At 74.3% G+C, this 2241-nt stretch carries 1 protein-coding gene; it reads left to right on the forward strand.

The window, feature by feature from the left end; translation table 11 throughout:
- Window positions 1-2214, forward strand: a 2214-nt coding sequence (locus ABZ749_RS34185) for an FAD-binding and (Fe-S)-binding domain-containing protein (RefSeq protein WP_357235316.1), incomplete at its 5' end; no start/stop codon positions are given.
- Window positions 2215-2241 lie beyond the last annotated feature (27 nt).

The raw sequence follows: 2241 nt of genomic DNA on the forward strand, positions 1-2241 counted from the left end.
GGCCTGACCGAGCTGCCCCGGAGGTTGGCGGCGGCACACGACGCCTCGCCGTACCTGTTCGAGCCGCAGGCCGTGGTCCGGGCCGCCTCGGCCGCCGAGGTGGGGGCGCTGATGGCCGGCGCCCGCGAGGCCGGCGTGCCGCTGACCCTGCGCGGCGGCGGTACCAGCCTGGCCGGGCAGGCCGGCGGCGCGGGCGTGCTGGTCGACGTCCGTACCGACTGGCGTCACGCCGAGGTCCTCGACGACGGCCGCCGCATCCGGCTCCAGCCGGGCCTGACGATCCGGCAGGCCAACGCCCGGTTGGCCCGCTACCGACGCCGACTCGGCCCGGATCCGGCCAGCGAGGCCGCCTGCACTGTGGGCGGCATGGTGGCCAACAATTCCAGCGGGATGACCTGCGGCACCACCGACAACGCGTACCGCACCATGGAGTCGCTGCGCTTCGTGCTCCCGTCCGGCACCGTCGTCGACTCCGGCGTCCGCGACGCCGACGACCGGCTGCGGGCCGACGAGCCCGAGCTGCACGCCGGGCTGCTGCGCCTGCGCGACCGGGTGCGCTCGACGCCGGGGTCGCGCGCCACCATCGAGCGGCTGTTCGCCATGAAGAACACCATGGGGTACGGGCTGAACTCCCTGCTCGACCACAGCACCCCGGTCGAGATGCTCGCCCACCTGATGATCGGCAGCGAGGGCACGCTCGGCTTCGTGGCCGAGGCCGTTTTCCGTACCGTCGAGATCCACGGCCACGCCGCCACCGGCCTGCTGATCCTGCCCGGTCTCACCGACGCCACCGACGCGCTGCCGGCGCTGCTCGCCGCCGGAGCCCGTACCGCCGAGCTGCTCGACGCGGCCGCGCTGCGGGTCAGCCAGCGCGACCCGGGTGCCAGCACGGCCCTGCGCGGGCTGACGGTCACCGGGCACGCCGCGCTGCTGGTGGAGTTCGCCGAGGACAGCGCGGAGCAGTTGGCCGCGACGTTGGCTGACGCCCGGCCCGTACTCGACCGGCTGCCGGCCGTCACCGGCACCGAGCTGACCCGCGACCCACGCGAACGGGCCAACCTCTGGCACCTGCGCAAGGGCCTCTACACCGCCGTCGCCGGGGCCCGCCCGCCCGGCACCACGGCCCTGCTGGAGGACGTCGCGGTGCCGATGCCACGCCTGACCGGCACGTGCGACGGGCTGATCCGCCTGTTCGACAGGCACGGCTACCCGGACGCGGTGATCTTCGGACACGCCCGGGACGGCAACCTGCACTTCATGCTGACCCAGTCCTTCGACACCCCCGCCGAGATCGACCGCTACGCCCGGTTCACCGACGACATGGTGGACCTGGTGCTCGCCGAGGGCGGGACACTCAAGGCGGAGCACGGCACCGGGCGGGCCATGGCGCCCTTCGTCCGCCGGCAGTACGGCGACGAACTGTACGACGTGATGCGTGAACTCAAGCGGTTGTGCGACCCGAGCGGCCTGCTCAACCCCGGTGTACTGCTCAACGACGACCCGACCGTGCACCTGCGGCAGCTCAAGGCCGTCCCGACGGTCGACCCCGACCTGGACGCCTGCGTCGAATGTGGCTACTGCGAGCCGGTCTGCCCCACCGCCGACGTCACCACCACACCCCGGCAGCGCATCGTCCTGCAACGGCAGATCGCCCTCGCCGCCGCCACCGGCGACGAGGAGCGCCGCCGGGAGCTGACCGCCGACTACGAGTACGCCGCGGTGGACAGCTGCGCCGCGGACAGCCTCTGCGTCACCGCCTGCCCGGTCGGCATCGACACCGGGGCGGCGATGAAACGGCTGCGCGCCGAGCGGCACAGCCCTCGCGCCCAGCGCACCGCCCGCACCGCCGCGAAGCACTGGCAGGCTGCCGTGACGGGCGTCCGGGTGGGGCTGACCGCCGCGCACACGGTGCCGACACCGGTCACCCGCGCCGCCACCGGGATGATCCGTGGGCTCGGCGCCTCCGAGCTGGTGCCACTGTGGACCGACGACATGCCGCGTGCCGGCGCGCCCCGCCCCACCCCGCGCAGCGCGCCGGACGCCCAGGCGGTGTTCTTCGCGGCCTGCGTCGGCAGTCTCTTCGCCCCCGAGGACGGCTCGTCCGGCGGGTCGGCGGCGGCGTTCCTGCGCCTCTGCGAACTGGCGGGGGTGCCGCTCGTCGTACCGAGCGGGGTTGGCCGACCTGCTTCCCACGCTGCTGCGCTACGCCGGTGAGGACAAGGCCGACGAGGGCGCGCGGCA

The organism is Micromonospora sp. NPDC047753, assembly GCF_040642735.1.
Lineage (GTDB): Bacteria > Actinomycetota > Actinomycetes > Mycobacteriales > Micromonosporaceae > Micromonospora.